Below are 25,847 nucleotides of genomic sequence, written 5' to 3'. Positions count from 1 at the left end.
CGATCGCCTCACATTCGGATGGGCCAACCTGCGTCGGCAATCCACCTGTCCAGCTCTTCGAGGCGTCGCTCCAGCGCGGCGCAATGAGCATCGCATACCGCCATTCCAGCATTTGCGTTTTGCAAGCGTCCCCGCGCGTCCTCGAGGGCCGTGGCAAGCGCATGCGAGGCGCCTGTCGCCGCAATCTCCCGCTCGATCCGCTGAATCTCGAATTCCGCCCCGCCGCCAAGCTGACGGTTCAGAAGATTGCGCGATTGCGCGGACGATATCTCCTGAACGACCAGCAACCGCTGCTTCAGCATTTCCACAAGCGTCGGAGAATCGCCACTCATGAATCCGTCTCGATCTGAACCAGGATTCGCTGCAGGCCACCGACACCGGACACGAAGTGTTGCTGCGCATCATTGATGTGAGATTGCAGCGAGTCCCACAGATCGACCCTGAGCAACCGCGCCGGATCGCCGGCCATCGTCTCGAGCGTCTGCAGGCCGAACTGATGCCGTAAGCCGATCCCCTGCAAGACGAAATCGGTCAGCTCGCGTGCATGCGTTTCGATGAAGGGACGCAGTAGCGGATGTGCGCTATAACTGATGCCGCGCCTTGCGAGTTCGGTCTCGATGAACACGATGAAATGCCGCACCAGGAGATTTTGGCTTTCGCCAATCAGGTGCACCATAAAGGTTATGTCGCTGTCCGCGCGCGCAAGGATCTGCGACGCCACCGTCGCCGCAGCGACCGGCTCTCCTTCGCCCTTCTGTTCATCCCAGACAGTCGGCATGCCTGGCCCTATCCTCAGGTCCGCGAACGGTATTGATGCAATTTGCGATACAGCGTGGCACGCGAAAGCCCCAGCTTTTCGGCGGCGGCGGCAATGTTGCCGCCAGCGTTTGCGACGGCCCTCTCGATGGCCCGACGCTCCATCTCGTCGAAGCGCGCGATCTCGTCGCCTCCCGACGCTGGGTCATGCTCCGCCGGCGAGCGCGCCGAGGGTATCTGAGCCGCAGCTTCCCGTAAATCCTCCGGTAAGTCCCTGGGGGTGACGATGCCGGTGAGCGTCATCAGCACAAGGTTCTCGATCAGATTGCGCAGTTCGCGAACGTTTCCCGGCCAGCTATAGCGCCGCAGCAATTCCATCGTGGCTGCCTCGAAACGCAGCGGTTCGGTGCTATAGGTCGCGGCGAACTGTCTATTGAAATGATCGATCAATATCTCGACGTCGCCCAAGCGCTCGTGAAGCGGCGGGATGATAAATTTGACGACACCGATCCGGAAATACAGATCTTTTCGGAACCGTCCCTCCGCCACTTCCTGCTTCAAGTTCCGATTGGTCGACGCTACGAGCCGGACGTCCACCGGGCGCGGCTTGCTCTCACCGAGCCGGTATACCGCGCGCTCTTCCAGCACGCGGAGCAGATAAGGCTGCAGATCCAGTGACATCTCGCCGATCTCGTCGAGGCTGAGCACGCCGCCATTGGCAAACTCAAACCGTCCAGGCCTGCCCTCGCGCGTGGCGCCGGTGAAGGCGCCTGGCGCATGGCCGAACAATTCGCCGCCGAGAAGCTCTTTCGATACCGCACCGCAATTGAAGGCAATGAACGGCTCCTTGCCCGTCTTCTGGCTGGCGGCGTGAACCAGGCGCGCAAATAGTTCCTTGCCGACCCCCGTCTCGCCCTCAAGCAGAATTGCCGTCCGGCCAAGCGCCGCCCGCTCAACCTTCTCGACGGTTTGCAGCAATGCTTCACTGCATCCGACAATTGCTTCCTTAGCCGACATGAGTGCCGCGTGGGCTGCCGGCGACATTTGGAATGCGGCAGGATTCACGCGCGGCCTCGATGCGAGCACCAGCATCGCGCCCTTCACCACCCCGTCGACCACCAACGGCTCGATCCGCTGCTCGCGCAGTTCCTCGGGCAGTCCATTCGCAAGCTCTCTAGCCAAGAAGCCCTCGCTGCTTGGGATTAGCTGCGTTCCGATGCTCAAGTCCTGCGACTGCGCAATCCGCCGCCAGCGGACCGACGCCATGTCGTTGTGGTGAACAACCCTGCCGAACCGATCGAGAATGACGACGCCGTCAGCGCTGTTCATCCCGGGCATTCGAGAAATGCTCGCCTCGAGCAGCCGCATTCTCTCGATGCGAATCTTTTCCGAGAGCGCAAGTTCGATATGATTGGCCGCGACGACCGCCAGCGCCACATTATGCCGGTGAAAGATCGCCTGGGGTCCGGAAAAATCGACGATGCCGATAATGCTGCCGTCGATCGGACTGCGAATGGGACTGCCGACGCAGGTCCATGCCTTGATGCCCTCGGAAAAGTGCTCGGCCGCATGGACATGAACCGGTTTTCCGGTGACGAGCGCTGTGCCGATGCCGTTGGTGCCGGTGATCGTCTCGCCCCAGGCGGCGCCGATTTCCAGGCGAATATCGTGGCCCGCATCAATCGTCCGCTGATCGCCCCCCACGTCCAGCACGACGCCATTGCTGTCGGTGATGACCACCATCGTGGCCGCGTCGCCAAGCACCTGCGCGACGCGGCGAAAGGTCTCCGCGCTCGAATCAAGCAAGTCATCATTCTTCAGACGCAGTTCGTAAAGATCGTCCGGCGAGGCGACGAGATTGCTGCCGTTGCCATGAGCATTGACCCCGGACTTGACACTGCGCTGCCAAGAGTCCTCGATGAGGCCTCGCACCGGTGCGTTCTCACGCCTGAGGTCTCCGAACGTCAGAAAGTTTTCCCACGCCCCGTTGGTTTCTCGCTCATCGTATGGCCGCCCCTGCTCCGCGTCCGTGGCGCCCGGAACTTTGTAGCCTTCCAGGGAGAACGGCGGCTTAGCCATGAGCGTTTCCGTCAGCATTGGAGCACCATACGTACGTTGGCAAACAGCAACCCGATCGGCAGAAGCGACCTGAATCGGACCTAATCGGGATCGTCATCCCCACAGGTTCGGTTTACGGAGATCATTCGACGCTTTTGGCGATCGCATCCAACCCGAGACGGCGGGCGATAACCTGTTCCAGGCGCTCCTCGGACACCTCGTCGGGCACACTCACTCCCTCAAGGTCGGCGAGGACCTTGCAGAGCTCCTCATCCAGCGGATCGAAGATTCCGTTCTCGCGCGTGGCCAGAGCGAAGTATCGCGCTTGGCCCTTTCCGCGCAGTTCGCCGACAAAATGGAGTTGTCGCCCCGATGCGAGATCAGCGATCACGACACGGCCGTTAAGACTGATCCGTACATAGGGTTCCATCTCTCTGGGGCGGCCTGGCGGCGTCAACCAGAGCTTGCCTGATGGCTGGGGTTGCGGAACAGGGGCGGGATTGCGCAATTCCTGCCAGCGCCCAGCCGTCAGATGATTGGCGATCGCGTCGATCTTCGTGCGGTTCTTCTGAATGAAGTCCTTCGCCGCCACCTCTTCCCGGTGCGGACCGTCGCGCTTGGAAATGATGTGGACCATGTTTTCCTCCCGCCCCGGTTGGTCGGACGGCCGTGGAGGCTTGTGTATCACCTCCTTCGGCTCACGCCGGAGCTTTTAAGATTGTAACCCGTTCTCGATAGTTGTCACCGTCCAATCGTTCGACCACAAAGGTTACGCCGCAGCGTGCTTACGCATAACCTCTCCTTCCCCGGTGATGATTTCGATGCCGCGACGTTCGATTCGCGCGTCGCTGGGCACTCGGTTTCTCAATAGAACTGAGTATCTGGCCGCAATATCCCGCTCGCCGGATCCCTGGACGGCGCGGCGGAACACGGACCGCGGACACATGCCTCATGCACGCCCAAGCTTCTCTGCCCCGCCGCCCAGTGCCGGCCCCTGTGTCGGATCGAGGTGCTCCGGCACGTCGGCAACAAGCGTGTTGGTGGTCAGCACCAGCGTGGCGACGGAAGCCGCGTTTCGAAGCGCGGTATAAGTCACCCGCACCGGATCGACGATCCCTGCTGAAACCATGTCGATGAAGACACCGTTCGCGGCATCGAATCCGACGCCCGCCGGCGCGCTCAGCAGGTCGGCCACGACCTTCTCCGCATCATAGCCCGCATTCCGGGCAATGAATGCAGCGGGACGGGATAGTGTTTCGCGCACCAACTTGATGCCTTCGCCGAGGTCGCCATTGACGTTGCCGAGCGTACGCACGACCACCGGCGCGCACTGCGCCAATGCGGTGCCGCCACCCGGCACGATGCCCTCCTCGGCTGCAGCACGCGCCGCACTGAGCGCATCGTCGATCAACTGGATCGTCCGTTTTTGCTCGACGGGCGTGACGCCACCCGCAAGGATCACGGCCGTCCCGCCTGAGAGCTTCGCCAGCCGCTCCTTGAGCTTGTCCTGCTCGATGTTGGGTGGTGCCAGATCATGTTGCTTGGCCACCTGCTGGCGCCGCGCCGCGATCGCCGCGTCGTCGCCACCGCCGCGAACGATCACCGTTTCGCGCCCACTTGCCCGAACCTGCCGCGCGGTTCCGAGATCGGCAAGGCTGGTTTCTTCCAACTTGCCACCAAGCTCGCGAGCGATTACCCGTCCCCCCGTTATAATGGCGAGATCGTCCATCATCGCCTTGCGCCAGTGGCCATAGTCGGGTGGATTGACCACCAGCACCTTGCCACGGTTGCCATCGCCAAGCAGCGTAACGACGACTTCGGGCGCAACCTCTTCAGCGACGATAGCAAGCGGCCGCCCGGTCGGGGCGACCGCCGCGCGCACCGCCGACAGCTCGCCCGGCGTTTTGATTTTCAGGTCGGTCAGAAGGATGTAGGGCTGATCCAGCACCACTTCCATCTTCTCGACATCGGTCACCATGTGGTGGGAGATGTAACCGCGGTCGAACGACATGCCTTCGACGACTTCGAGCGTCGTGCTGGTCGTCAACCCGTACTCGGAACTGATGATGCCGTCCTTACCGACACGCTCCACCGCCTCCGCGATTAGATCGCCCAGATGGGAGTCGGTCGACGCGATCGTCGCCACCGCCTGCAGCGTCTTGCGGTCCGACACGCCAATTGCCGAACTCTTCAGGGTCTCGACAACGACCTCGACGGCGCGATCAATACCCTTGCAGAGATCAACCGATTTGGCGCCGCGCTCCAGGGCTGCCACCCCGCCTTGAATCAGGCCGTTTGCGAGCACCATCGCCGTTGTCGTACCGTCGCCGGCGACTGCGTTGGTCTGCATCGAGACCTCGCGCACCACCTGCGCGCCCATGTTCTCGAAGCGGTCGGGCAATTCGATTTCAGACGCGATGGTGACGCCATCGCGCGATACGATGGGTGTGCCAATCGGCCGGTCGACCATCGCGTTCATGCCCTTGGGACCGAGTGTCGATTCGACCGCGGCGGCGAGCTTCTGGACTCCGCGTGCGAGAGCGCGTCGGGCCTCTATGTCATGCAGCAGAACTTTCGGCATAGCGTTTTGCTCCCACGTGGTCGTCTCTTATTTATATGCTGGGGCGGACTTGCTGACCGCTCCCGCTATTGGCACCAGCAAGCCGCTTGCCTCATGCAAGCGCCGCGGACTTCTCGGCCGTCACGGGCGGCTCGACGGACCGCGCAGCACAGCCACTGCCGCAGCCTCCACACGGCGCCGCGTCGACAGGAGTCCGTCCCGCGCCAGTCCCTTCGGGTTCGCGGTAGCGCGCCGCAAGAAGACCTCTGCACAACGAGCTATTGAACTCCATGTTGATGCGCACGCCCCGCAACCGCTGCAGATATGAGGCGAGTTCGTAGCGTTTGATGGAGCACCCGTCATAGGTGACGAAGGCCTGATCGCCGGGCAGCGAGACAAGGCGCCGTTCAACCAGAAGCTCGCGATAGCGCGGCTTCTGGTGCGCGGCCTCCTCCGTGTCAAAATCGACCTTGTCGTAGGTGCTCAAGTTCATCTGACAAATCGCCTGGTCGTCATAACCGGCCTCGCGCAACGCTAATATCATGACCTCCTGGCGTCGCTCGAACGCCTTGCGGCGGAACTTCTCGCGCACCTCTTCGAGCGACCCTCCGGAGGCAAAGTCCCTCAGGGCGTCGCCGAATGATTTGCCTTCGCTGACGCCACGATTAATCTCCTCCGCGACCATGTGATCCCGGAGCTGCGGCCGCGCCTCGCGAACCCACGGCAGCGAGGAAACCGCCCGACGCATGTCGTCGGCCATGAGGAACGCGAAGTTCGCCGAACACCAGTAGGTCGGCAGGCGAAAGACGATATCGACCCCGCAACTATCATCGATGGTGACAGGCTCAATAAATCCAAGCTCGGTGACCGGCTCGTCCAGCTCGGGATCGGTGACCAGCGCGAGGCGTGCCCACACCTCGCGGGTCCTTTGGTCATGATGCAGAAGGACAGCGTCCATCGTTGTCACTCCGCCGCGGTTGCGTGCGCGCTTCCCGCGAGCTTGCCCCTCTGCGCCTCGACATCAACGCCGTAGAGGCGCGCAGCGTTGAGACCAAGGATCTTCCTCTTTGCCTGCTGCGTCAGATCGACACCGTGCTCCTGCTTCAGATCGTCGGGCAGTTCGAAGTTCCAGAATTTTTCGACGAGCCAGCGAGGCGTCCAGATTGCGTAGTCGCTGCCGAAAAGGAGTTTGTCCTCGCCGACCCAGAACAGCAGCTCGCTGATCACCTCGGCGAAATAACGCGGACGGCCGTGGATGAACGGCAGCGCCACCGCGAGGCCACCATAGACGTTCGTCTCCTGCACCGCGATCCAGCAAAAATCGTCCAGCCGTGGCAGGCCGCAATGCTCAATTATGAAATTGAGACCCTGGAAGTCGGTGGCGGCATGATCCACGTCGTGAACATCGAAAGCATCCTTGTCCAAGGGAATGATGGTCGGCCCCTTGTGAACATGGACATTTGTAATGCCGAGTTTTTGGCAGAGCTCGAGGCAACGATAGGCGTTGGGATCCGTGAGCTTCCAGCCTCGCGACTCGCCCTTCCACTCGGCCGTATAAAGCTTCACGCCTTTTATGCCGAACGTCTCCTTCATGTAGTGGATATACTCGAGCGCCCGCTCGCCATCGCGCGGGTCGAAGGCGCCGTTGACGACAAAGCGATCCTTGTACTTCTTCGCCATCTCGGCGTTGCGATCGATGGTGTTAAAGCCGTTCTTGTAGAATTCCGTCAGATAGGTCGACTGTACGATGGCCATATCGTCCGGGCCGTCGACGAACAGATCGTGGTACATCTGCTCGGCGCTGTACTTCTCGAACTGGTCCTTGGGCCAGAGCTTGTCGGGCGGGCTGAGCGAGGTGTGGTAGGTGTAGAAGCAGTCAATGAACTGCTTGCCGTGAATGTTTCGCTGGTTCGCCGGACTGCCGTCCCAGAAATGGGTGTGCTCGTCGATGACGAAGACTTCCTCGCCGGTGGGGGTTATGAACATGATAATCTCCAAGGTTTTGCCAAGTGCTTTACGTCAACGTCGAGGACGGCCGATCGTGCGAGAATGAGGTGGAGCCACAACCGTCCGGATGTGGTCCACCCCAGGCTCGGGAGTTGAAAGAGTTCACTCGATGTATTCGAAGACCTCTTCCATATTTCCGAACAGCGTCACTGTGTTGTCGTCGATGCGCACCATTCGGCCATAGTGGGTCGAGGTATTCACTTCGAAGATCTCGGCCGTCATGTCTTTCCCGAGAATTTCGCTGATTTCATCCATCTTGAAGATCAACTTGCCCTCGCCGTCGATGCGGATCAGGGCCGGCTGATAGGTCACGGTCACGTTCGGCTTCTTCGCCATGAATTCGGCGATGGCGCGCGCTTCCACGCTGTCATTCATCGTGACGCCGCACTGATGAGAAATCGTCTGGTCGAAGACGATGTCTCCCATCTTCTGGAAGATGTTCTGGTTGGTCGCAGTTCTGGAAGCAACGGACATTGCAATTTACTCCTTGGGAAGGACGAGGCCGAGCTCGCCGAGGATCTTCTTGATGCGTTCGACCGACTGTGCGCGGGCGTCGGCGTACTGCACCGGCTTCGAGTGCGGCTGCGACCAGATCGGCTGCAGGCCGACGGCCGCCTTGTTGGCGAGCGCCACATGCTTGTTCACCCAGCCCTGGAACAGGTTCTTGTTGTGGGCAGCATGCTGATTGTCCGTCACCAGAAGATGCAGCAGGTCGATCGTGTTCGCGAGATTGCGCTCATAGTCGGCCTCTGCGGCCGAAATGACCGACGGCGTGATGAAGTCGCCGTTGGACGAGGCCACCTGCATCAGGAAGCCGCTACGGAACAATTCGCCGACAAGCGGCTCGAACACGATGTTGGTGGCAAAGTACTGCTCGAGATAGTCGGCCGAACCCATGATCGATTCGACCGCTTCCCGGGTGCCTTGCCAGCCCTTGTCTTCCAGCCAGGTGCGCTTGCCCGCCGTGTCGTCGAAGCCCGGAATGTCCATTCCGATCTCGGCGAGATAGAGCGTGATATCCTGCGCAAGGCGAAGCTTGTAGGACGAGTTGGTCAATGTCGCATTGTTGATCATCTGCGTATAGCCATAGCGCTGAGCCTGCATCAGCGACGTGCCGAGGCCGAACTCGACATGTTTCCACGCGCCGAGGTGGTTTTGCAGAATCTTGACCCACGCTTTGTTGAAAGCCTTCGGCGCGCCGGACTTGCGGCCGTTGGCGATCACCGATTGAACCATGCCTTCGATCTTGGACTGACGCTGGTAGTGGGTGCGCTCCCACTCCTGATCGGGAGCACGGAACGCATGCCAGTTCGAGCTCAGCGCCGCAGTATTGTCCTTGGTGTAGGCGCCCTTCCCGTTGGGGAAGGAGATGATCCAGTCCTGCAGCAGGTAGCGTTCCGGATCCGGCTGCACATCGACGGTCACGTCCTCGTAGTGCGTCGCCCGCTTGCTGCGTGGCTCGAAGTATCTGTACCTGCGGCTGTCCGAATCCGGAAACACCGCAGCGCCCGCTGCACCGGATCCCACTGAAACAATTGGAACTGCAGTCATAGTCTTCCTCCTCCCATTGGTGGCTTGCACTAGCTGGACCGGCATTCGGAAAGCCTCAGTTGGCGGCCGGCGTAAACTTGTCGAAAAAGATGCGATCCGATTCGACATCGTTCATCTGCAACACCGGCGTCAGCGCCTCGATCATCGGCGATGGTCCGCAGGCATAGACGTCGACGTCTTCCCCGTATCCCGAGTTGCGCAGGTGTGCCCCGACCGCTTCGTGCACGAAGGCCTTTTCCCCGCGCCAAGTCGTGTCATCGGCCGCGTGAGAGAGGACGGGCACAAACGTAAAATCCGGATGCTTTGCCGAGAGTTCTGCAAAGCGATCGAGGTAGAAAAGATCGTTTTGCGTCCGGGCTCCGTAGAAGAAGCGCACCGGACGTACTTCTCCGGAGTTGATGTGATCGTGGAGGATCGACCAGAGAGGCGACATTCCCGATCCGCCCCCGACCAGGATCACGGCTCCGTTTCTGTTTTCTCGCCGGAAGCAGGTGCCGTAAGGTCCCCTGACCCCGACTCTGGTTCCGACGGCGAGGTCTCCGTCGAGCTGGGAGGAGAAGCGTCCGTTCGGGTACTTCTTGATGATGAATGCGAGCTTTTGGCCTTCGAGCGGCGAATTTGCCATGGAAAACGAGCGCGTAATCGTCTCTGCCCCCGAGAGCGTGATGTCGACATATTGACCCGCCCAGAACTTCAGAGGTTGGTCCAGCGAGATCTCGAGGTGTCTGATGTCGTGGGTTAGCGCGGCGACGCTCGTGACTGTGCCTGTGAAGTCCCTGACCGGGATCGATTTCGACAGCACCTCTTCGTCATAGTTGAGGAGCTCTACTTCAAGATCCGAGTAGGCCAGCGTCCGGCACAACAGGATGTAATCCTGACTGCGCTCCATCTCGTTGAGGGCGAACGTCGAGTATTTCTTCAGCTCCACATCGCCTTCGGTAAGAACGCATTTGCACGCGGAGCACTGTCCCTCCTTGCAACCATGCGGCAACGCGATGCCCTGGCGGAAGGCGGCGTCGAGGACGGTTTCGTTCTCCTCGACCTCGAATTCTATGCCTACCGGATGCAGGCGAACGACATTAGCGGGCGCGCCCATAAGGCCTCCTCGAACCAAGGCTTGCAGATCTTCGGGGATTGATCGGGAAGGAGCCAGCCGGAGCTGGCTCCCTCCTGGCTGCTTAGTTGCAGGGATTGATGGTGAATCCCTTCCGATACTCGGCGAGATGCGCCTCGCGATCGGCCGGGCTCATTGCGCGCAGTGCCATCAGCGGGCTCTTCAGCGTGTGGCCGCGGAGGTCGTCAAGCGTCCACATCTCCTTCTCGTCGAAGCGCAGGTGTGGCTGCGGCACCAGCGTCCTCCCGTCGGTGCGGACAAAGCCGAGATCCTTGATCGCGTCGGCGAGGTCCCAGCCATCGTAGCAGCTTTCCCATTCGCGCCGTCCGCTGAACCGACCCATCGCAGGCGTCGGCCGTCCCTCGTACTCGCCGGCGAATGCCTGCGCGACAGTCCAGCGATCCAACTCGTGCGCGAAGGTATAGAGCTGGCCATCGATCTCGTCGGTGACGATGTCCTCGCGGATCAGGCAGGGCACAAGGCACGACCAGCAACGATGCGGATAGACGTAACCGACATCGCTGTTGAAGAGGATGTTGGTCTGGCCGCGATGCGACAGCTTCTCGTACCATTTCCAGAACTCGCCGAACTGGGCGTACCAGCCTGGATATTTATGCTCGAACCACTCGAAGTCCTTGTCGGTCTGAGCTTCGATCCGCCAGAAGTTCACCGGCCAGCCGACCGCGAAGAATTGCGCGACCCTGTGGACGTAATGTTTCTCGGTCAGGCGCTTCCAGGCTGTCTGGACGTCGTCATGATGGATCTTGATGCCGTATTTCTCGAGGGGCAGCATATAGGTGCGATAATAGTCCTCGAAGATCCAGCGATGCCACATCTCCGCATAGGACTCCTTGTTCTTGTCGCGGTTCGTGGTTCCGTACTCGATGAAGGTTCCGATCGCGGCATCGACGATCGCGTGGTTCTGCCAGAAGGCATAGCGCAGATCCCGCTCGATCAGCAGATGGTTGTCGGGCTCCTTGAGCATGGACATCAGCATCGAATGGCCGTTGCCGATGTGCCGGCTTTCATCCGACTGCACGGAAAGGAACACGGTCGGAAGCGCGTAGTCGCCGTTGCGGGCGGCCTCGGACGGCATCGCCACGAACAGCGTGTTCGTAAAGGCGGTCTCAGCCACGACGGTCAGATAGATGTTCGCCGAAGTGATTGCGTCACCGGTGATGAAGCCCTCACCGAACTGACGGCCGATCGTGGTGGCATTGCACTTGCCGAACGCCTCTTCCGTGATATCGAACCCGGCCGGATCGATGTAGTTCTCCATGTACCACTTCTTGAGGTTCATCTGGATCGTCGAGTGTCGGAACTCGTCGACCATCTGCATCGTGAAGCCGGTGCGAAGATCCTCACCCGGAGCGAGACGGCCGACCATGGCCATCGAGCGCGCCGCCGAGATCTCGGGGAACGGGATGATCGCCAGGAACAGCTTCATCCACTCGACCCATCGCGGCTCGACGTTGCGGAACATGTCGCCGCGCAGAGCCGCATCGAGCGCGCCGTAGACGCGGTTGTCCTTTTCTTCCTGCATTGGGAAATAGGAGCGAAGGACCTGCTTCATCGGATCCTTCGGCGCTTTCGTGATCTTGTAGTCCGTGGGGAAGGTCATCGCCTCCTGTACGTAGGAAGGATTCCAGCCGAGATCTGCAATCTTCTTTGCAGCTTCACCGACAGAAATGCCGCGCTGGGCGGTAATCTTGTTGAGTGTTAGCGTTCCAGACATCTAGTCTATCCTCCTGATCGAGTCAGAAACCACATCGATATTCCGCCTGCCCCAGGCCTCGACGGCCGGGCAGTGCTTACCCGTGCGTTACGGGCCACCTCGCGGCCGTTCTCACGACCGGACGTTTGATATCGGCAAGGGTCTCAGGATGACTGTGGAGCACTCCGCGGGCGATCAGCGGCGATCTTGGAACCAGCGGCTTCCCGATCGCAATTGTGTTGTCCCGCACAAGATACGTCCTCAGCTAGGCATCCCCTTCCCTCGTTCTTTTCGCGGCTCGCCCCAGACGAGGACCAGTCAGCGTTGTTGTGCTGAGAAGCTTTGCAATGGGCGTGCCAGCTCGTCCGAGCGCCTCGCCAGATGGTTTCTGATGACGTGAGCGTGGGATGAGTGACGGTCGTGCCCGCATGGCGCTTGGCTTGACGACTGATCGAGATGCAAATTGCGACAGGAATTGCAAAATGAGAATCGCTGCAACGCAGAGGAGCCAGTTTGCATCGCAATGTTTGCGCCGCGGTAGTGGTCACTCGCTGGGACGAAGTGCGCAATGGCATATGACTGGCAGGCAGCAAATCCACCGCGAGCAAACGTATGCCCGCGATGGATTGGATGCGCCTTGTCAAGGAATCAAAACTGCGCGTCCATGGATCTTGCCGGCGTTGAGATCGCGCAATGCCTTGTTGGCGTCCGCGAGGCGATATTCGGCGGTTGCGAGTTCAACCAAACCCCGATCCGCAAGCGCCATCAACTCCGTTAGCTCAGCCCATGTACCGACCAAATTGCCGATAATGTTTTTCTCGGTAATCACCATGTCGACGGTCGGGACACGGATGTCCTCACCATAGCCGACCACGTAGTAGCTGGCCATCGGGCGGGTCATCGCCAGCCCCTTGGACGTCGTGCCTTTCTCGCCGACAAAATCGATCACGGCTTCCGCGCCGTTTCCGGCAGTCAATGCCAGAACGGCTGCCACTTCATTGCCGTCAGCTTTCACCAGATGGTCGGCGCCCGATTTTTCGGCCAGTTTCAGCGATGCTTCGGACTTGTCGACCACAATGATGTCGGCCGCACACATCGCCTTGAGACACTGGATTCCAATGTGGCCCAACCCACCTGCGCCGATGACGACGCAGGATTCGCCTGGCAAAAGGTGACGAGTGGCCTTCTTGACCGCGCGATAGGCCGTGAGGCCCGCATCCGCATAAGGCGCCACATCCTTTGGCGCAAGAGTCCGTGGCAGCGGCACGATATTGCGTTCGGAGGTGCAAAGGAATTCTGCATAGCCGCCGTTGCAATCAAGACCCGGAAATGTGCCGGGACCATGCATATCGAGACCTCGGCGACAGGCGAGACAGGTGCCACCGGTGATCTTCGGGTGAACGATGACTGGGTCACCTTTCTTTACTCCCTCGACTTCCTTGCCAACCTCTTCGATCCAGCCTGCATTTTCGTGTCCCATGATGATGGGTAGCAGTTTGTCGCCGGTCGGATCCATATGCGGCTTCCATACACCTTCGATGATATGGAGGTCGGTCCTGCATACGCCGGCACCACCGATGCGGACGATGACGTCAGTCGATTTAGTCAACTTGGGATCAGACACTTTTTCTTCGCTGACCCATTGGTCGTTGGAAAGCTTCTCGTCATACGCTCTCAATACTTGGGCTCTCATGTTGTCCTCCGTCTGCCCGGCGAGCTTTGCGCTCGCCATCGCGGAGGCGCCTCAGCATTTTTCGTGCCAGCGGAGCTGCACAGCGCAAGCGCGCGCATCTAAGCGCGTCAGGAACACGGAGGTCTTTGCCACTGGCGGCTGAAGCGCGATAACTTTTCTTCGAATCGTCATCCCGCTTTAGCTCTTTGTTTGAGCACGATCTTTTTCGGAAAACCGGTTTCCACTTTTCCGGATCATGCTCTAGCTGGTAAATAGGAGCTCGTGCCCACCGGTCGCCTTGTCGGGCCAAGGCTTTCGCGGGTTACAGGTCTCTTTCGGCGAGTTTGCGAAACTCGTCGGGCACGGAACGAGAAATGCCCAGCGCTGCCCGGCCATATCCGATCGCATCCCATCCGAAGCGATTGCGGATCTTGTCGACGGCGCAATCGGCCGCCCAACGGGCCATGCCCATCCTGGTGCCGGGGCGGCGCGCTTCATCTTGAAGTCCAAGCGGGAGTTCGAGCTCGAGATCCCAGTGCTCCTCAAGATGCGACACGGAGATCGCCAATAGCGAGATGGTCTTCTGGTCCGGATGATCTGCAAGGATCGCTCGCACCAGTTCCTCGGCGATCTCAGCGAGGATCATAGTCGCGGAGATCGGCGCATCGAGCGTTACCGAGCGCGTCACCGAGTTCAGGTCAGCGAAGCGAACGCGGACCGTCACGGTTCGACCGGGCCTGGACTTCGCCCGGAGTCGCGTCGCGATGCGGTCCGCGAGGTGAAGCAGCGTGGGGCAAATAACCCGCTCTTCGGCCGGCTTCCTGCCGATCGCCGACTGCGCCCCTGCCGATCTAGCTCGGCGGTGAGACTTGATCTCCCGCGGATCGCGATTCCACGCCAGCGCTGCGAGTTTTTCCCCTGCAGCGGGACCGAGCAACCGCTCGAGCGACCATCCTGGCGTCTTTGCCAGATGCTCGATCGTCAACACGCCGATTTCGGCCAACCGCGCCTTCGTGACCGGACCCACTCCCCACATCAGCTCGACGGGCAGGTGGTGAAGGAACTCCAGTTCGGTGTCGGGATCGACGACCACGAGTCCATCGGGTTTGGCGACTTGCGAGGCAATTTTCGCCAGATGCTTGGTGCGCGCCACGCCGACCGAGATCGCAAGACCAATCTCCATCCGCACGCGTCGGCGGATTGTCTTTGCAATTTCGGCGGGCGCACCGAAGAGATGAGTGCAGCCCGCAACGTCGGCAAAGGCCTCGTCGATGGAAATACGCTCCACGAGAGGCGTGAAATCGCTGATCACCTTGATGGCAGCATCGCCGAGCCGTTGGTAGTCCTTGAAATGGCCGCTGACAAAAGTGAGTTGCGGACATAGCCGACGTGCCTGCCGTCCCGGCATACCACCTCGCACCCCGAACGCCTTGGCTTCGTATGAGGCAGCAAGCACAACCCCGCCACCGACAGCGATAGGTCTGCCGCGCAGCGAAGGATCGAGCAGTTGCTCGACCGAGGCATAAAAAGCATCAAGGTCTGCATGAAGGATGGTGGCTATCGTTGCCATCCAGACCGTTCACCGGTGAAATTTGACCGAAATCCACAGAGAACATAATGAGAACATGTTAGAGCGAGTGTCAAGCCGAGTTTCACAAAGGCTAAGAAGCGATTGGCTGATCAAGCCTGCGCCCGGTTGAGCGACCGTTCCTTCCGCTCTCGGGAACGCAATTGAGCAAAAGGCTCCTGTTGCACGACCGTCATCAGGTCTCCGAACAGCATCGAAATTCCACCCTCGCCTGCCATGCACACGACTTGTTGACCAGGTTCTGCTTTCTGGAGTCCGATGGCTGACGGCATATCGTTGGCCCGTTCCATGAAGCAGACTCACGAAGATGACTTAGGCGAGCGCATATAATTCTGCGGAGCTAGCCGTGCTGTTCGATATGCTATCCCGAGTGACGAGCAGACGGCATCCGATAAGGGCGGAGGTTGACATGCACCCTGCCGATAGTTGATCCTCCTGCTCGCGGAATTCAGCGGATCGAGATTGGACAGGCCTAACAACCAAAGCTAGCAAACGGCTACCCCGGTCACGCAAAGGGGAATCAGGCGCGGACATGCCGACCTCTGACAAGGAAATTCAAAGTACGTCCGACGCACCGAGTGACGGCGAGAAAAACACCCGCACCGCGACGCGTGCTCCTTCCATCATCGTCGGCATCGTCGCAGCCGCCGTCGTCGCGCTTTCTGTCTTCTATCTCTTGCGACCGGAACCGCTGCTCGTGCAAGGCGAGGTCGATGCAACGCGGCTGGATATAGCCGCGCGTGTCGACGGACGGGTCAAGGAAATACCCGTCGAGCGTGGCCAGAACGTTCCGGCTGGCGCTGTGCTCGTGCGGATCGATAACCCGGAAACTCTGGCCAAACACGAGCAAATGACGGCCGCAAAGACTGTTGCGGAGGCTCAACTTGCCAACGTACTCGTCGGAACGCGGGTGGAAACCATTGCCGCGCGGAAAGCGGAAATGGAGCGGACGCAGGCTGCTCAGGTGCTTGCGCAGAAGACCTTTGACCGTACTTACACATTGACCCAGCAAGGCAATGCGCCGCAAGCCCGTCTCGACCAAGTGACCGACGCGCTGCACGAAAGCGAACGCGCCGTCGATCAGGCCAAATCGGCCTACGACCAGGCTGTCAATGGCTACACAAAGGAGGAGCGGGCGATATCGAGGGCCAACGTCGAAAAGGCCAATGCCGATATCCAGAGCGTTCAATCGATCATCGACCAACTTGTGGTCTATGCCCCCGTCGCCTCGCAGATCTATCAGCGCAATATCGAGCCGGGCGAATACGTATCGCCGGGCGTGCCGCTGGTGACCCTGATCGATCTAGCCGACGTATGGATCCACTTCGATCTTCGCGAGGATCTCGTCAAGGGCCTGAAGGTCGGCGATCGATTTGATGTCCGTATTCCGGCTCTCGATGACCGCCGTGTCACGGTCGAGGTCAAGCTTGTTGCGACCAAGGGGGAATATGCGAGCTGGCGGGCCACGCGTGCTTCGGGCGATTTCGACTTGCGGACATTTTCGATCCGCGCCTACCCGGTCCAGCCCGTGCCCGAGCTGCGACCGGGTATGAGCGCCTATCTCGACTGGCGATCGCGGCAATGAGGCTAGCGTCAAAACCGGGATTTCTGCTGGTCGCACAGCGCGAATGCCGCTGGCTGTTCCACGATCGTGTGGCGCTGCTTTTGATCTTTGGCGTGCCTCTCTTTGCGTTCGTGGTTCTCACGACGGTCTTCAGCCATCCGGTCATCCGGGGGCTCGGGGTGACTGTCGTTGACGAGGACAAGTCGGACGCTTCGCGTGCCCTGGTAGAATACGTCGCGGCATCACCGAGCCTGAAAATCGTCGACCGCTCCGGTACGCTGTCCACGGCCGTGAAGGATATACGGTCCGGCCAGGCGATCTCGGCAATCTATATCCCGCCGGATTTCGAACGCGACCTGCAGGCTCAACGCCGCCCGCAGGTCGTCGGATTCTACAACCAGCAGTTCCTCACGGCGGCCGGCATTGCGTCCTCGGGCCTGAGCGATGCGCTTTCCGCCGCGGCGGCTGTGGCGGCTCCCGCCAAGAGCGCAGCGCCTGCGCCGGCTTCCATCGGAACGCTGGCCGGGGAGACCATCGCGCTTGTCAATCCGCAAAAGAACTACGCGCAGTTCCTGCTCCGCGCGCTGCTGCCGACGATCATCCATGTGGTGATCACGCTCGCCGCAGGCTATTCCGTCGGCTCCGAATTCCGCCGTCGCGACGCGCGGGCCTGGCTCGAAAGTGCCGGAGGCGATCCGGTCGTTGCGCTCGCCGGCAAACTCGCACCCCTCTTCGGCATCTTCATCCTCATCATGTTGGCCGAGCCGCTTTTCCTTGAGGGTGTGCTGCAAATCCCCTTCAAGGGAGACCTGCCGTTGATGGTGGCCGCTGGCTCCCTCCTGATCGTCGCCTATCTGTCGCTGGGCGCCTTGCTGCAGCTCCTGGCCGGCGACCTGGCAACGGGGCTGGGACTTGCGGGCCTCGTTGCCTCTCCTGCATTCGGCTACGCCGGCGTCGGCTTCCCCACGATCGGCATGAATGCGTTTGCGCAAGTTTGGAGCGCGATACTGCCGTTGCGCTGGTACATGGCCGTCTTGCTGGGACAAGCGGCGCGGGGATTGCCCGTCTCTGACTCCGCCATTCCCTTCGCGCCGCTCGCGGGCCTGACGGTGCTGTATGCCGGCCTCGCATTGCTGCGCATGGCGAGCCTCAAGCGCAAGGGCTGGTTTGAGATGGCGCGACCTGCCGAGCAATCAGAGAGCGGCCGCGCGCCGCGAGGCCTCGGCGGCGCCTTCATGGCGGAGTGGCGGCGCGTGCTCGGCGCGCGGAGCGCCTTCGCCCTCCTGTTCCTGGCTCCTTTGGTCTACGGTATTTATTATCCGCAACCCTATCTGAACCAGATCCTGCGCAAGCTTCCCATCGCGGTCGTCGACAACGATCTGAGCGATCTCAGCCGCCAGATCGTCGAGACGCTAGATGCGAGTGGAGCATTGAGCGTCGCAGTCCGCGCCCGCACACTGGCCGAGGCGCGGACCGCAATCGATCGTGGGAAGGCTTTTGCCGCCGTCGAAATCCCGCCAGACACCGAGCGCGACGTGCTCAAGGGCATCACCGCTCACATTCCGATCTACGCCGATGCCACCTACCTGTTCATATTCAGATCGACCGCCAGCGGGGTTGCCACGGCCATCGGAACTTTGACGTCCGAGCTTGTTTCGCGAGGCGCACGCTCGGATGGAAGCCTTGTCAAGGCGAAGCTGGCGAACTCGAGCCCCGCGGACGTTCTGCTGCAGCCGATCTTCAACCCCGTAGGCGGCTATGCAAGCTACATCGTCCCAGCGGCGTTTGTGCTGATCCTGCAGCAAACCCTTCTGATCGGTGCCGCGATGTTGACCCGTACTGCGCTGGCGACCGGCGGCGGAGCATTCGCCGGCGTGCTCGGCCGCGGCTTCGCCCATCTGACGATTTACCTTCCGGCGCTCGCGCTTTATCTCATTGTGCTGCCGCGCATCTATGGCTTTTCGACGCTCGGGCATCTTCCGCAACTCCTCGCGCTTGCTGCCGTCTTCTTGCTTGCGACGAGCTTCATGGGGCAGGCCGTCGGCGCCTGGTTCACGCGGCCGGAAAACGCAACCATCCTGCTCCTTGCAACCAGCCTGCCTCAATTCTTCACCGCCGGCTTCGCATGGCCGCGCGAAGCGATCCCCGACGCGGCCATCGCGCTGGGCCGACTGTTCCCGGCCGACTTCGCGATTGATGGCCTCGTGCGCATCAACCAGCTCGGTGCCAGCATCTGGGAGGTCGCGCATGATTGGCTCGGACTGTGGTGTCTGGCGCTCGCCTATTTCGCGCTCGCCGTGATCTCGGCGCTTGCCGTCAAGAGAGGGCAGACACATGCGCAAAGCTAGGCGTGCCGCCTTCGCCGCGATCGCACTCGTGCTCGTCGCGGGCGTTCTGATCTATTCCATGCGTCGTTCCGGATCGCCAGCCGCAGTCGTCGGTGTCGTGCGGGCGACCGAGGTCAGGGTGGAGCCGGAGGTGAACGGCCAAGTGATGTCGATTGCGGTCAAGAAGGGCGCGCGCGTGCAGGCCGGCGATGTCCTGGCGAGGCTCTCCGCGGTGGAGCTGACGGCACAGGTAGACCAGGCGCGGGCCGCCCTCGCCTCGGCAATAGCAAACCGCAACAACGTCTATGCTGGCGTGCGTCGCGAACAGGTCGACTCTCTGAAAGCTGCAATCGCCAGGGAAAGCTCCCGCCTCGACTATACGCAGGCCCAGCTCTCAAGAACCAGCACGCTGGCACGCCAGAATTTCGAGTCCCAGCAAGCGCTTGACCAGGCCGAAAACGACGCCGCGAGCGCACGCGCCGATGTCGCGGAGGCCCAGGCGAACTACGATGCGGCCGTGGCTGGTCCGACCCGGGAGGAACGCGCGATCGCCGACGCGCAGGTGAAGGCCGCAGCGGCTGCGGTCGCGGTGCTCGAGCGCCGCCTCGACAAGATGGTCTTGCGTGCTCCAGCCGACGGTGTCGTCAGCGTCATCGCCGCGGAGGTGGGCGAGAACGTTCGCGCGGGCCAACCGATCCTGATGGTCGAGGCGGCAGGCAAGCAATGGCTCTCATTCAACGTACGCGAAGACCATCTGAGTGGTCTCGCGGTCGGAGAAACAGTGAGCGTGATGCGGAACAGCGCCGATGGCGCGATCAAGAGCGCCGTCACCGAACTGCGGCCGCTCGGCGTCTTTGCAACCTGGCAGGCCGAGCGGGTGATCGGCGATCACGACCGCAATACGCTGCGCTTGCGCCTTGACCCGCAGGACGAGGCGGCGGGCCTCGCGCCAGGGATGACTGTTTGGATCAAGCATTGACTACAAAGCATTGCCTGCCCGTTCCATAACGGTCACCACCAATGACGCGACGTTCCCACGCAGATCGCTCCATGCCGACTATGGAGAGCTCGGCGCAACGACCTGGCGGGCGAGCGTATCGCGCTCCACCGCCGTCAACTGCTTGGTGTCGTCCGCGGTAAAGGTGCCGTTGCCGAGGACGCGGACCATATTGTTCGGGTCATAATTGTTGTTGCTTTGCCTGCCACGATTCCGCTGTTGTTCGCTATTGGGGCGATCTTCCTCACTTCCGCCACCGAAGCCGAGAAACTCGACGATGATGATGGAGGGCTGCTCACCGGCACGCGCCTGCGGCACGGTGGCTTGCTGGGCAGCGGCGCCCGCCGTGTTCGAGGCTTCGGTCAGACCGCCGATGTTGGGCGCCTGGACCTGCGGCACGCCGACGACGCCGCCCTGCGCCTGGATGTTCGCGGCGTTGACGATGTGCAGCGCCGCGATGTTGACAAAGCTCGACGCGCGGATGCCCGCCTCGCCCGCATCGACGGTGCCGAGCGGCGCGATCAGATCGACCGTCCCAGGCGGCACCTCTGCGATCTGTCTCAGCGTCGCGATGCCGGCGCCGCTGGACGGCACGACGGGTGACACGGTGACATTGCCGTATCTGTCATAGACGCGTTTGGGCGGCGTGTAGATCACCGTGGTCTTGGCGCCGCGGCCGGCATTGATGTCGCCTTCCGCCGACCAGGCGATGATATTGCCGCCGAACGTGGTCATGATGCGCGACAGGCCAAGCAGCACGCTGCCTTTGGAGTAGACCTGGATGTTGCCCGACCCTTGCGTGATCAGTCCGGCATCGGCGCCCGGCGACAGCCCCTCGGTCCCGAGCGTGACTGTGCCATTCGGCACCAGGAACTGGATGTCGCCGCCGAAATCGGTGTGCACATAGCCGCTTTGAACGGTTGTCTTACCCGGCGTGCCGGTCCCGACCGTCGCCGAGAACATGGTGATATCTCCACCATAGGCGGCATCGTTCGGCAACAACGTTGCAATCGCCTGGCGCCCGCGCAAATAAGAGCCGGCACGTGGACCGCCGTCCTCGTTGTATTCGCGCCCGCCTGCCGTCAGTTCGGCGTAATAGATCTGCCGCAAGAAGATGCGCTGCTGCGCTGCCGACAAGGTGAAGAAGTAACCGAGCGCATCGGCCTTGGATCCGCTATAGCTGAAGCGCTCCTTCAGCCAGTCATAAAGTTCATCCCCATAAGTTTTCGCGACCTTGCCCGGCTGGTCGGCAAGTTTCCCCTCGCCCGCGAGATTCTTCGGATCGAGATAGAGCTTCGCAAAACCGGTCCAGTCGACTTGTCCAACACCGATTTCGCCGGCACCGACGCCGGCCTGCATGACGACGCCAGCGCCGGGCCGGTTGTCGCCCGCAAGCAACGGTCCGAGGCTCTCAACCGTCGCAATTGAGCCTTGATAGATGTCCTTGGCGGCTGTAATTTCGAGCGTGCCGGGGCCGGCAATCGCCAAGCCTCCCTTTTCGACGGACTCGAGCGACGGCGTGCCTGCATAAATGATGCTGCCGCCGGCCGCGATGGTGGACACGTCGTTCTGATCGCTGTGCAGGATCAGTCCCTTCGTATTGACGATGTCGCCGCCCGCAAGCATCCGCAGCGGCCCTCCGGCCTGATGGAAGACGTTCTTGATCTCACCGCTGGCGACGGTCCGAGTCTTGGTGAGGATCCGGCCATAGGTGATGCCGGTGATATCGCCGCCCACCGCATAAATACGTGAGAGATTGCTTTGGCCCAGCACGGCCTGGTCCCTATCCTTTACCGTGTTCGCATCGAAGACGAAGGGATGCCCACCGAGCTCATAGGAATAAACCTCCAGTGATCCGATCCCCCGATCGTCGACGGTGGTGTAATCGCCCCAATAGTTGGATGCCGTGATCGTCCGTCCGTTATTCAAGATCGCCCACGCCGGCCGGAATGGCGTCGCCAGGGCGGACAGCGAAGACATCAAGGGACCCATCTCGTGCCCGTCGCCGAAGATCGATCCCTGCGCCAGCAGCTCGAGCACGCTGTCGTGTGACGGCAGCAGCATTCCTCCGCCCGGGTTATAGATGTTGCCGTTCGCGGCGACCGCCCGCACGATCGGGGGCAAATACCGGGAGTATGTTGCGCCGCTGCCCGGCTGGAGCGAACCGCCCGCGGCAAACATGTTGACGGCGGTTTGCCCCGTCCACAGCGTGAACCAGCTCGCGCCGTCACCGTTCGTTTGACCGTTATTCGCGTCCGTCCAGGCCGTGACGCCGACGCGGCCCGGATCGAGGATGGTTCCTACGGCCAGATCGCCACGCGCGCGAAGATTGATCACGCTGTCGCCTGGCGCGAAATCTCCGCCATAGAGCGTGGTCATCGAATAGGGCGTCAGCGGATTGATCGGCCGCGGATCCGTCCCGTTATCGTTACGAATGTTCGTCGCGGTGAGACTGCCGAAATCTCCGGTCGCGACATCCATGATCCCGCGCAGATTCACGAATTGATTGCCACCGGTGCCGATATCGCCCGCTTTCACCGACAGCGTGCCGCCGCCCGTCTGCACAAGACTGCCATCGCCCATCACACGGCCGCTGCCACCGACGGCGATGACCACACCGCGACCTGTGTCGCCGCCGATCGTGCCGCCCGCTTGCAGCGTGACGTTGCCGCCGCCGAGGGCGCCGATACCGGAGAAAGCGGACAGATTCAAAGCCGCAGCCTGACTCGTGTCGATCTGATCAAACGTATAGCTGCCGAAATTGATGCCCCATGCCGTGCGCTGGCTGATCTCCGAACCACCCTGGCGCCACAGCCAGCTTCCAATCTCATCAGCGCGTGTCGTCAGCGTGCCCTTGATGTCGCCTTGCGCGGCAAGCAGGAAATCGCCGCCATGCTCGGTGTAGTACATGCGCTCCGAGCCGAGCGTCGCTTCATACGCGGCGTTTGCCGAGCCCAGCACTGTGCCGTCCGACAATGTGCCCCGGCTGACGTTGTAAGAATCATTGGCCGCGGTCCCGGTCCCCTTGATCGCGGTGCCGGCGGTGTAGATACCGAAAGCCGATTTCTGCTCGTAATTGCCGCCGGCGAGAAGTTCGAGGTCGCCCGTGCCAGTGCGCACGACGCTGACGCCAGTAGTCGACGCGCTGCCGACAAGCGTGACCTGGAAGGGATCATTCAACACCACATTGCCTGAACCAGCGAGGCTATCTGCCGTCTTCAGCGCACGACTGTCGGCGCTCGCAAGATCGGCGCCGCCCACGAGCCGCATCGACCAGGATTGCGTCCCCGGTGCGAGCATCGGCGCGATCGCCCACACCTGACGATCGCCCGGCCCGGTCAGCTTCACGTTCGTCATGCCGGAAGGCAGAACCGTACCCTTGGGGATCAGCGTATCGGCAGCGAACTTGTAGCCTGAGAACACGAAAAGGCTGGTCCCCGCTGGCAGGGTCACCGGCTGGAGAACCAGATTGTTGGCATTGGCCGAGTTTATGAATGCGACTCCGGTGAAATAGACACCTTTCTCGAACACGGTGCCCACCGGGAATACTGTTTTGAATGGAAGCGGATCGCCAGGATTGTACGTTTTTGTCGGGGTAATGATACGCCCCCCGTTCAATGTCCTGGTCTGTGCGGCGTTTCCTCCTATCGTGTAAGCCTGTGCCAAAGTTATCTGGACAGGAATTGGATTAGCAGCAGTCGGGCTCGCCTTGACCCTTCCCCCGACGAGATTCAGTTCCAAATTGATTTTGATACTGGCTGGAATGGTCGAACCATTGCCGATGACCACGTCATCCATTGTGATCGTGTAATTTGACGTAAGGGTGCTACCTGCCGGGATCAGCACCGTCAGCGCGTCGGGCGATTTCGGCGGCGGTGCGAAACCGTCATTCATGCTGCCGTTGATCTTGAGATCGCTTGCGGCGCGGACGATGAGCACGCCTGGCTCGCCGGAGCCCAGCACGGCCGGATCGGCTTTTGGCCCATAGCGATAACCGGAGAAATCCAGATCGCCTTTTGTTGACAGATCTCCATCTGACGTGATGGCAACGCCCGGCCGCAGATGGAAGGCGGAGCCATAAGCCGCCAGCCCGGCAAGCCGGTTCTTCAAGTCGCCGTTCTGAAGCGCCGCGTTGATGAATGTCTGACTGTCGGCATGCAAACCATCGAGGTACGCCTGATCGATGGCGCTGCCGCCCGGAAGTTCATAGGTGCGGAAGCCGTTCATCGCGATGCTGCTGCTACCGCGGATATCGAGCGGACTGCGCGCGTCGATCGCGATATCGTTTGCGCCGGTGCCGTCGCCGTCCGCCCCGCCGCGGCGCTGCGCATTGAGCTCCAGCTTGCCGCGCGCCACGTTGTCCGGCGAGGACATATCGATGGTCGCGCCCGGCGCCAGCGTCATTGTTCCTTGCTTGCTCGTGAGTTCGACATGCGCGGTGTTGTTGGCCTCGATCGGCGCACCATAGCTGTCGGTCTGCAGAACAGAGTGATGCACATCGAGCACGGCGTTCCGCGTCAAGGTCAGATCATCACGCGCCGACAGGCGGATGGTGCCGGGCTTGGCGCCGCTTGCATCGATCCTGCCGTCGACTGTGAGGCTGCCTTGATCGACGGAGACCGTCACGTAGCGCGCCTTGACGCCATCGCCGATGACAAGGCTGCCCTGGCGCAGATCAAAGCTGCGGGCGCCGAAGAAGCCGGCGTGATTGAGCTTCGCGTTCAATGCGGCGAAAGCGCCAAAATCCTGCGCCGCCACCGTGAACTGGCCGCTGTCATAATCACCCGTCGACGATCCCTTGATCGTGCCGCCGAACGAGACATGCCCATGCGCGGCGTCGATGGCCTTGGCCGTGATCGAGCCCGCAGCGTTGTTCACCGCCGAGACGTCGATCACCGAGCCGGCGCTCTGAATGATGTCGCCGCTCGTGCTATTCAGAACGAGATCGCCGCCCCAGCTATATTTCGTGACATCGAAGAAGGAGATGGCACGGCCTGACAGGTCGATGACCGCGTTGCCGCCGAGCACGACATCATGCGTGGCGCTGAGCGTCAGCTTGCCGGAGGGCAAGGCAAATGCGGTATCGACAAAGACGCTGTCGCCGCCAAAGGAGACCGTCCCGCCGAGATCCGTCACGCCGCGCGTATCCGCGGGAGCGGCCCCAGTCGGCGCGACCAGACGCAAAGCGCCACCCGCGGTGACATCGAGCTTTGCCCCATTGCTCGCCGTGATCAGCGGGGCCGCGATGGTGAGATTCCCGCCCTGCAAGGCGCCCTGGCTGTCCTGGCTCAAGCCCACCTTGAACGTGCCATCGCTGTTCGCCGTGACACGCCTCAACGCCGTCAGCGTGACATCCGAGAAGCCGAGCGCAAGACGGTTCAGCGTTGCGCCATCGGTCGGCTTGCTTTGCGAGGCGTCATAGCCGAACAGAACCTCGTTCGCCGTGATGGCGAGACGCCCCAAACCCGTGCCGGGTCCGCCGGGCATGACACCGGCGGGTGCCTGGCTGCCATACGGAGCGGCAGTGCCAGTGCGGATGCCGTTCCAGATCAGCGTATCGGCGGTGACGCTCGCCGTATCGCTCGCCGAGCCAAGACCATAAATGGCTGGCGTGTTGAGAACGAGCTTGAGCGGATCCCCGGCCCCCTCCTGCCGCGTGGTGTCGAGCGCGACGGTGCCGATCAGATTGAACGCGCGGTTTGCCGTCAGAATGAGCTGTTCGAGCGCGGGAACCCCTGATGTCGTCGACGGCCGCAGGAGCTTGTCGAGGACGCTCTGGGTGAGGTTCCAACCCGGGGGGAGCTGGCCCGCGGCCTGCGCCGCGGCAAGCGCAGCCTCCGTGCCGATATTGACCTGCTCCTGCGTGACGTTGAGATAGCGCGCGCCGAAATTGACGTCGCCCATGGTGAGCCCGCCCGGCCCGGCCAGCACCACACTGC

General features: G+C 61.4%; 19 protein-coding genes. 4 read left to right on the top strand and 15 right to left on the bottom strand.

Annotated features, from left to right (window positions below; all coding sequences use genetic code 11):
- Nucleotides 1–8: 8 nt before the first annotated feature.
- The 10 genes from AAFX91_RS05550 to AAFX91_RS05505 all read right to left on the bottom strand — a co-directional run bounded on the left by AAFX91_RS05550 (nt 9) and on the right by AAFX91_RS05505 (nt 9,986).
- Nucleotides 9–302 carry a hypothetical protein gene (locus AAFX91_RS05550; RefSeq protein WP_282528459.1) on the bottom strand — a complete coding sequence of 98 codons (294 nt, stop codon included), beginning with the start codon at nt 300–302 and terminating at the stop codon, nt 9–11.
- Nucleotides 303–328: 26 nt separating this feature from the next.
- Entirely contained in the window at nt 329–778 is a 450-nt protein-coding gene (locus tag AAFX91_RS05545; protein ID WP_394565790.1) for a hypothetical protein, read from the bottom strand.
- Nucleotides 779–792: 14 nt separating this feature from the next.
- Nucleotides 793–2,835 (bottom strand): sigma-54-dependent Fis family transcriptional regulator, encoded by a 2,043-nt coding sequence (locus AAFX91_RS05540; RefSeq protein WP_394565789.1) that lies wholly within the window; start codon nt 2,833–2,835, stop codon nt 793–795.
- A 121-nt stretch (nt 2,836–2,956) separates the two neighbouring features.
- Entirely contained in the window at nt 2,957–3,451 is a 495-nt protein-coding gene (locus AAFX91_RS05535; protein ID WP_130577621.1) for a hypothetical protein, read from the bottom strand.
- Between the two features lie 312 nt (nt 3,452–3,763).
- Nucleotides 3,764–5,395, bottom strand: coding sequence for a molecular chaperone GroEL (locus AAFX91_RS05530; RefSeq protein WP_394565788.1), 1,632 nt, complete (start codon nt 5,393–5,395; stop codon nt 3,764–3,766).
- A gap of 91 nt (nt 5,396–5,486) precedes the next feature.
- Complete coding sequence (locus AAFX91_RS05525) at nt 5,487–6,332, bottom strand: iron-sulfur cluster assembly protein (protein WP_394565787.1); 846 nt, start codon at nt 6,330–6,332, stop codon at nt 5,487–5,489.
- Nucleotides 6,333–6,337: 5 nt separating this feature from the next.
- Nucleotides 6,338–7,360 (bottom strand): amidohydrolase family protein, encoded by a 1,023-nt coding sequence (locus AAFX91_RS05520; protein WP_394565786.1) that lies wholly within the window; start codon nt 7,358–7,360, stop codon nt 6,338–6,340.
- Nucleotides 7,361–7,483: 123 nt separating this feature from the next.
- On the bottom strand, nt 7,484–7,855 hold the full coding sequence (locus tag AAFX91_RS05515; protein ID WP_130577625.1) for an MmoB/DmpM family protein: 372 nt from the start codon (nt 7,853–7,855) through the stop codon (nt 7,484–7,486).
- A gap of 6 nt (nt 7,856–7,861) precedes the next feature.
- Nucleotides 7,862–8,932 (bottom strand): aromatic/alkene monooxygenase hydroxylase subunit beta, encoded by a 1,071-nt coding sequence (locus tag AAFX91_RS05510; protein ID WP_165421014.1) that lies wholly within the window; start codon nt 8,930–8,932, stop codon nt 7,862–7,864.
- 55 nt (nt 8,933–8,987) lie between these two features.
- Nucleotides 8,988–9,986, bottom strand: coding sequence for a 2Fe-2S iron-sulfur cluster-binding protein (locus AAFX91_RS05505; protein WP_394565800.1), 999 nt, complete (start codon nt 9,984–9,986; stop codon nt 8,988–8,990).
- Here AAFX91_RS05505 and AAFX91_RS05500 point away from each other — a divergent pair.
- The gene (locus AAFX91_RS05500; RefSeq protein WP_245475749.1) at nt 9,915–10,070 is read left to right on the top strand and encodes a hypothetical protein; all 156 of its coding nucleotides are present in this window, start codon (nt 9,915–9,917) and stop codon (nt 10,068–10,070) included. The genes AAFX91_RS05505 and AAFX91_RS05500 overlap by 72 nt on opposite strands.
- A 40-nt stretch (nt 10,071–10,110) precedes the next feature.
- On the opposite strand, the gene AAFX91_RS05495 is transcribed toward AAFX91_RS05500, so the two are convergent.
- The 4 genes from AAFX91_RS05495 to AAFX91_RS05480 form a co-directional block, all read right to left on the bottom strand.
- A complete protein-coding gene (locus AAFX91_RS05495; RefSeq protein ID WP_394565785.1) occupies nt 10,111–11,781 on the bottom strand; it encodes an aromatic/alkene/methane monooxygenase hydroxylase/oxygenase subunit alpha in 1,671 nt (556 codons plus the stop codon).
- 619 nt (nt 11,782–12,400) lie between these two features.
- Complete coding sequence (locus tag AAFX91_RS05490; RefSeq protein WP_130577637.1) at nt 12,401–13,453, bottom strand: NAD(P)-dependent alcohol dehydrogenase; 1,053 nt, start codon at nt 13,451–13,453, stop codon at nt 12,401–12,403.
- 301 nt (nt 13,454–13,754) lie between these two features.
- On the bottom strand, nt 13,755–15,002 hold the full coding sequence (dinB, locus tag AAFX91_RS05485) for a DNA polymerase IV (protein ID WP_394565784.1): 1,248 nt from the start codon (nt 15,000–15,002) through the stop codon (nt 13,755–13,757).
- A 110-nt stretch (nt 15,003–15,112) separates the two neighbouring features.
- Nucleotides 15,113–15,310, bottom strand: a complete 198-nt coding sequence (locus AAFX91_RS05480) for a thiamine pyrophosphate-dependent enzyme (protein WP_245475745.1) — start codon at nt 15,308–15,310, stop codon at nt 15,113–15,115.
- Nucleotides 15,311–15,552: 242 nt separating this feature from the next.
- Here AAFX91_RS05480 and AAFX91_RS05475 point away from each other — a divergent pair, with 242 nt between their 5' ends.
- Genes AAFX91_RS05475 through AAFX91_RS05465 form a run of 3 tightly spaced genes read left to right on the top strand, consistent with a single transcriptional unit; the run spans nt 15,553 to nt 19,890 of the window.
- Nucleotides 15,553–16,605, top strand: a complete 1,053-nt coding sequence (locus AAFX91_RS05475) for an HlyD family secretion protein (protein ID WP_130577630.1) — start codon at nt 15,553–15,555, stop codon at nt 16,603–16,605.
- Complete coding sequence (locus AAFX91_RS05470) at nt 16,602–18,932, top strand: ABC transporter permease (protein ID WP_394565783.1); 2,331 nt, start codon at nt 16,602–16,604, stop codon at nt 18,930–18,932. Before AAFX91_RS05475 ends, AAFX91_RS05470 begins: the two co-directional genes overlap by 4 nt.
- A complete protein-coding gene (locus AAFX91_RS05465; protein ID WP_394565782.1) occupies nt 18,919–19,890 on the top strand; it encodes an HlyD family secretion protein in 972 nt (323 codons plus the stop codon). The genes AAFX91_RS05470 and AAFX91_RS05465 overlap by 14 nt, the downstream gene beginning before the upstream one ends.
- A gap of 78 nt (nt 19,891–19,968) precedes the next feature.
- Here the strand turns inward: AAFX91_RS05465 and AAFX91_RS05460 are convergent, their stop codons facing one another.
- Nucleotides 19,969–25,839 carry a filamentous haemagglutinin family protein gene (locus AAFX91_RS05460; RefSeq protein WP_394565781.1) on the bottom strand — a complete coding sequence of 1,957 codons (5,871 nt, stop codon included), beginning with the start codon at nt 25,837–25,839 and terminating at the stop codon, nt 19,969–19,971.
- Nucleotides 25,840–25,847 lie beyond the last annotated feature (8 nt).

It is taken from the genome of Bradyrhizobium sp. 31Argb (genome assembly GCF_043638955.1).
Lineage (GTDB): Bacteria > Pseudomonadota > Alphaproteobacteria > Rhizobiales > Xanthobacteraceae > Bradyrhizobium.
The sequence above is the reverse complement of the archived record's forward strand: the minus strand, read 5'-3'. Positions and strand labels throughout refer to the sequence as shown.

What these genes read in the sequence shown, in the direction of transcription:
- AAFX91_RS05490 (WP_130577637.1), bottom strand. Translation starts at nt 13,453, where the DNA reads ATGAGAGCCCAAGTATTGAGAGCGTATGACGAGAAGCTTTCCAACGAC.
- dinB (WP_394565784.1), bottom strand. Translation starts at nt 15,002, where the DNA reads ATGGCAACGATAGCCACCATCCTTCATGCAGACCTTGATGCTTTTTAT.
- AAFX91_RS05480 (WP_245475745.1), bottom strand. Translation starts at nt 15,310, where the DNA reads ATGGAACGGGCCAACGATATGCCGTCAGCCATCGGACTCCAGAAAGCA.
- AAFX91_RS05530 (WP_394565788.1), bottom strand. Translation starts at nt 5,395, where the DNA reads ATGCCGAAAGTTCTGCTGCATGACATAGAGGCCCGACGCGCTCTCGCA.
- AAFX91_RS05475 (WP_130577630.1), top strand. Translation starts at nt 15,553, where the DNA reads ATGCCGACCTCTGACAAGGAAATTCAAAGTACGTCCGACGCACCGAGT.
- AAFX91_RS05535 (WP_130577621.1), bottom strand. Translation starts at nt 3,451, where the DNA reads ATGGTCCACATCATTTCCAAGCGCGACGGTCCGCACCGGGAAGAGGTG.
- AAFX91_RS05500 (WP_245475749.1), top strand. Translation starts at nt 9,915, where the DNA reads ATGCGGCAACGCGATGCCCTGGCGGAAGGCGGCGTCGAGGACGGTTTC.
- AAFX91_RS05540 (WP_394565789.1), bottom strand. Translation starts at nt 2,835, where the DNA reads ATGGCTAAGCCGCCGTTCTCCCTGGAAGGCTACAAAGTTCCGGGCGCC.
- AAFX91_RS05515 (WP_130577625.1), bottom strand. Translation starts at nt 7,855, where the DNA reads ATGTCCGTTGCTTCCAGAACTGCGACCAACCAGAACATCTTCCAGAAG.
- AAFX91_RS05520 (WP_394565786.1), bottom strand. Translation starts at nt 7,360, where the DNA reads ATGTTCATAACCCCCACCGGCGAGGAAGTCTTCGTCATCGACGAGCAC.
- AAFX91_RS05465 (WP_394565782.1), top strand. Translation starts at nt 18,919, where the DNA reads ATGCGCAAAGCTAGGCGTGCCGCCTTCGCCGCGATCGCACTCGTGCTC.
- AAFX91_RS05510 (WP_165421014.1), bottom strand. Translation starts at nt 8,932, where the DNA reads ATGACTGCAGTTCCAATTGTTTCAGTGGGATCCGGTGCAGCGGGCGCT.
- AAFX91_RS05470 (WP_394565783.1), top strand. Translation starts at nt 16,602, where the DNA reads ATGAGGCTAGCGTCAAAACCGGGATTTCTGCTGGTCGCACAGCGCGAA.
- AAFX91_RS05550 (WP_282528459.1), bottom strand. Translation starts at nt 302, where the DNA reads ATGCTGAAGCAGCGGTTGCTGGTCGTTCAGGAGATATCGTCCGCGCAA.
- AAFX91_RS05495 (WP_394565785.1), bottom strand. Translation starts at nt 11,781, where the DNA reads ATGTCTGGAACGCTAACACTCAACAAGATTACCGCCCAGCGCGGCATT.
- AAFX91_RS05525 (WP_394565787.1), bottom strand. Translation starts at nt 6,332, where the DNA reads ATGGACGCTGTCCTTCTGCATCATGACCAAAGGACCCGCGAGGTGTGG.
- AAFX91_RS05545 (WP_394565790.1), bottom strand. Translation starts at nt 778, where the DNA reads ATGCCGACTGTCTGGGATGAACAGAAGGGCGAAGGAGAGCCGGTCGCT.